Genomic DNA, 3467 nt, shown 5'->3' on the forward strand with positions numbered 1-3467 from the left:
ACGGTGGCGAAGATCGTCGCGGGCGTGCTGACCCCCGACGCGGGGCTCGTCGAGATCGACGGCGTCCCCGTGACGATCGGCTCGCCGTCGGCGGCGAACCAGCTGGGGATCGCGACGGTGTTCCAGGCGACCTCGTCGAGCGGGCGCGCGCGGCGCGCGCGGCCCTGGGCGAGCGCGCGTTCGTCCTCGGTCACCACTACCAGCGCGACGAGGTCATCGACTTCGCCGATGTCACCGGCGACTCGTTCAAGCTCGCGCGCGAGGCGGCCGCCCGCCCCGAGGCGGAATTCATCCTGTTCTGCGGCGTGCACTTCATGGCCGAGAGCGCGGACATCCTCACGTCCGACGCGCAGCAGGTCGTCCTGCCGGACCTCGCGGCCGGCTGCTCGATGGCCGACATGGCGGCGATCGACCAGGTCGAGGACGCGTGGGACGTGCTCGAGGAGGTCGGGATCGCCGACTCGACGATCCCCGTGACCTACATGAACTCCTCGGCCGCGATCAAGGCCTTCACGGGGCGGCACGGCGGCACGGTGTGCACCTCCTCGAACGCCGAGGTCGCCCTGCGCTGGGCGTTCGACCAGGTCGGCGGGATCGACGGCACCGGCAAGGTGCTCTTCCTGCCCGACCAGCACCTCGGCCGCAACACGGCGGTCCTCAAGCTCGCGATGTCCCTCGACGACTGCGTCGTGTTCGACCCGCGCAAGCCGAACGGCGGCCTCACGGACGCCGAGCTGCGCGACGCGCGCATGATCCTGTGGCGGGGCCACTGCTCCGTGCACGGGCGGTTCTCGGCGAAGAACGTCGACGACATCCGTGCGGCGGTGCCGGACGTCAATGTCCTCGTGCACCCCGAGTGCAAGCACGAGGTGGTCACCGCGGCCGACTTCGTCGGGTCGACGGAGTACATCATCAGGACGCTCGAGGCCGCCGAGCCCGGGTCGTCCTGGGCGATCGGCACCGAGCTCAACCTCGTGCGCCGCGTGGCGCGCGCGCACGCGGACAAGCAGGTGCACTACCTCGACTCGACGGTGTGCTTCTGCTCGACGATGAACCGGATCGACCTGCCGCACCTCGTGTGGGCGATGGAGTCGCTCGTCGCGGGCCGCGTGGTGAACCGGATCGTCGTGGACGCGGACGACGCGCACTGGGCGCGCGTCGCGCTCGACCAGATGCTCGCCCTCCCGGGGGTCTGACGGCGACGCGTCGGGCGACCGCGCCCGGCGGCGACGGGGCCGCCGGGACGGGGCGGCACGCGGAGGTGGTGTCATGAGCACCGGCAACGGCATGAGCGTGGGCGTCCTCGTGTTCGACGACGCGGAGGAGCTCGACGTCGCCGGCCCGTTCGAGGTGCTCACCGCCTGGGCGGAGCTCTCCGCGCTCAGTCCCCGCGTCTCCACGTTCTCGCGGGACGGCGCCGGTGTGCGCCTCGCGAACGGGCTGCGGCTCGTCCCCGACCGCTCCGCCGACGACGTCGGGCCCCTCCACGTGCTGGTCCATCCCGGCGGCCGGGGGGCGCGGGCGCTGGTCGCCGACCGGGCGCACCTCGCGTGGCTGCGGGGGCTGCGGGCGCGGACGCCCGTCGTGGCGAGCGTGTGCACGGGCTCGCTCGTCCTCGCCGCGGCCGGCCTGCTCGCCGGCCGTCCGGCGACGACGCACTGGGCGCACTACGACGAGCTCGCCGAGATCGACCCGAGCGTCGTGCTCGACACGGAGGCGCGGTTCGTCGACGACGGCGACGTCGTGACGTCCGCCGGCATCTCGGCCGGGATCGACATGGCGCTGCACCTCGTCGCGCGGCTCGAGGGCGACGACGTCGCGCGCGCGGTGCGGCGCCAGCTCCAGTACGACCCCGCACCGCCGGTCTGACGGGCGATGCCGCCGCTCCCCCGGCCGAGGACCGGACCGGGACCTGTCGGCTCAGCGCACCCGGGCGGCGTAGCGGCCGGAGCGGTGCGCCCACACGTCGAACACGACGGTGCAGAAGGGCGGGACGGTCGCCGCGAGCGCGAGGAACCCGGTCCACAGCGACCAGCGCACCCGCACGGCGACGAGCACGGCGAGCGCGACGTAGACGAGCACGAGCCCGCCGTGCACGGGCCCGAAGATCTCGACGCCCCGCTCGGTCGTCCCGGCGACCCACTTGAGGTACATCCCGACGAGGAGGCCGGCCCAGGAGAACGCCTCGGCGACGGCGACGGCGCGGAAGGCGCGCACGACCCACGGGTGCCGGGCCGGCACGTCGCGGACGGGGTCGGCGGCGGTGGGGCGAGGGGCGGGGCTCGTCGTCGTCACGGGGCGCATCCTCGCACAGCACCCTGATACCTGATACCGCCGGTGCGGGACAGTACCCTGCGACGGTGACCCGACAGCTCCAGCTCCTCGTCGCCAGCACGATGCCGCGCAAGGCCGTCCCCGGCCGTGCCCTGCTCGACGTGTCCGTCACACGCATGCGCGTGCGCCCGGGCGACCTGGACTTCTACCTGCACGTGAACAACGGCGTGTACCTGCAGATGATGGACATCGCGCGCAGCAACTTCATCGCGGACCTCGGCGCGTTCCCGCTGCTGCAGGACAGGGGCTGGTACCCGGTCGTCGCGGCGTCGACCATGAAGTACCGCCGCTCCCTGCAGCTGTGGGACCGGTTCGAGATCGCCACGCGCGTGCTCGGGTGGGACGAGCGTGTCGTGTACCTCGAGCAGGTGTTCACGCGCCGCGGCGACCTGTGCGCGCGGGGGCTCGTCGCCGGCCGCTTCCTCGCGCGCGGCTCCGGCGAGCGCGTGCCCGCACCCGACGTGGTCGGGCTGCTCGGGGGCGACGTCACGTCGCCCGAGCTCCCCGAGGACGTCGCGTCCTGGTCCCGGGCCCTCGACGTCGCGCACCGGACAGCACCCGCCGCGGACCGGTAGACCCCGCCTCGACCTCGCGCACGCGCCCTACCGCTGAGCAGGACGCCCGGGGCTCCGTGGTGGTTCGATGGGCGCGTGCCCCGCGACGCGTTCGACGCCACGATGGTGCCCGCGCTGCCCTGCCCGGACGTCGACGTCATGGGCGAGTTCTGGGTCGCGCTCGGGCTCGAGGTCACCTACCGCCAGCTCCGCCCCAACCCGTACGTGGCGCTGCGGCGCGGCGGGTTCGAGCTGCACTACTTCGGCCTCGCCGGCGTGCCCCCCGAGGACAGCTACAGCACGTGCATCGCGCTCGTCGACGACACCGGGCCGGTCTTCGAGGCGTTCGCCGCCGGGCTGCGCGCACGGTACGGTCGCCTGCCGCTCACCGGCGTCCCGCGGATCACGCGGCCGCGGCGGCGCGCGAACGCCGGCGGCACCACGGGGTTCAGCGTCCTTGTCGTGGCGACGGAAGTCGATGACGCGGTACGCGCGCTTGTGGCCACCACCCTTGTGGCGGGTGGTGATGCGGCCGGAGCTGTTGCGGCCACCGCTCTTGGAGAGCGGGCGGACCAGAGA

Annotated in this window: 3 protein-coding genes and 2 pseudogenes; 3 read left to right on the forward strand and 2 right to left on the reverse strand. The window is 73.6% G+C overall.

What is annotated here, in order from left to right; genetic code table 11:
• Window positions 1-128: 128 nt before the first annotated feature.
• Both nadA and JZ5iCDA_RS16275 read left to right on the forward strand, forming a co-directional pair.
• A pseudogene (gene nadA / locus JZ5iCDA_RS16270) lies at window positions 129-1196 on the forward strand (quinolinate synthase NadA); the annotation flags it as partial.
• 73 nt (window positions 1197-1269) lie between these two features.
• Complete coding sequence (locus JZ5iCDA_RS16275) at window positions 1270-1869, forward strand: DJ-1/PfpI family protein (RefSeq protein ID WP_069388084.1); 600 nt, start codon at window positions 1270-1272, stop codon at window positions 1867-1869.
• 51 nt (window positions 1870-1920) lie between these two features.
• Here the strand turns inward: JZ5iCDA_RS16275 and JZ5iCDA_RS16280 are convergent, their stop codons facing one another.
• Window positions 1921-2295, reverse strand: coding sequence for a DUF3817 domain-containing protein (locus JZ5iCDA_RS16280; protein ID WP_253182130.1), 375 nt, complete (start codon window positions 2293-2295; stop codon window positions 1921-1923).
• Between the two features lie 65 nt (window positions 2296-2360).
• On the opposite strand from JZ5iCDA_RS16280, the gene JZ5iCDA_RS16285 reads away from it, so the two are divergent.
• On the forward strand, window positions 2361-2909 hold the full coding sequence (locus JZ5iCDA_RS16285) for an acyl-CoA thioesterase (protein WP_069388085.1): 549 nt from the start codon (window positions 2361-2363) through the stop codon (window positions 2907-2909).
• A 422-nt stretch (window positions 2910-3331) separates the two neighbouring features.
• Here JZ5iCDA_RS16285 and JZ5iCDA_RS18080 read toward each other — a convergent pair.
• Window positions 3332-3467: pseudogene (locus JZ5iCDA_RS18080) on the reverse strand (50S ribosomal protein L2); the annotation flags it as partial.

Source organism: Cellulosimicrobium cellulans, from assembly GCF_001722485.1.
GTDB lineage: Bacteria > Actinomycetota > Actinomycetes > Actinomycetales > Cellulomonadaceae > Cellulosimicrobium > Cellulosimicrobium cellulans_A.

Bases quoted from the DNA above. Each gene is read 5' to 3' on its own strand.
- JZ5iCDA_RS16275 (WP_069388084.1), top strand. From the start codon at position 1,270: ATGAGCACCGGCAACGGCATGAGCGTGGGCGTCCTCGTGTTCGACGAC.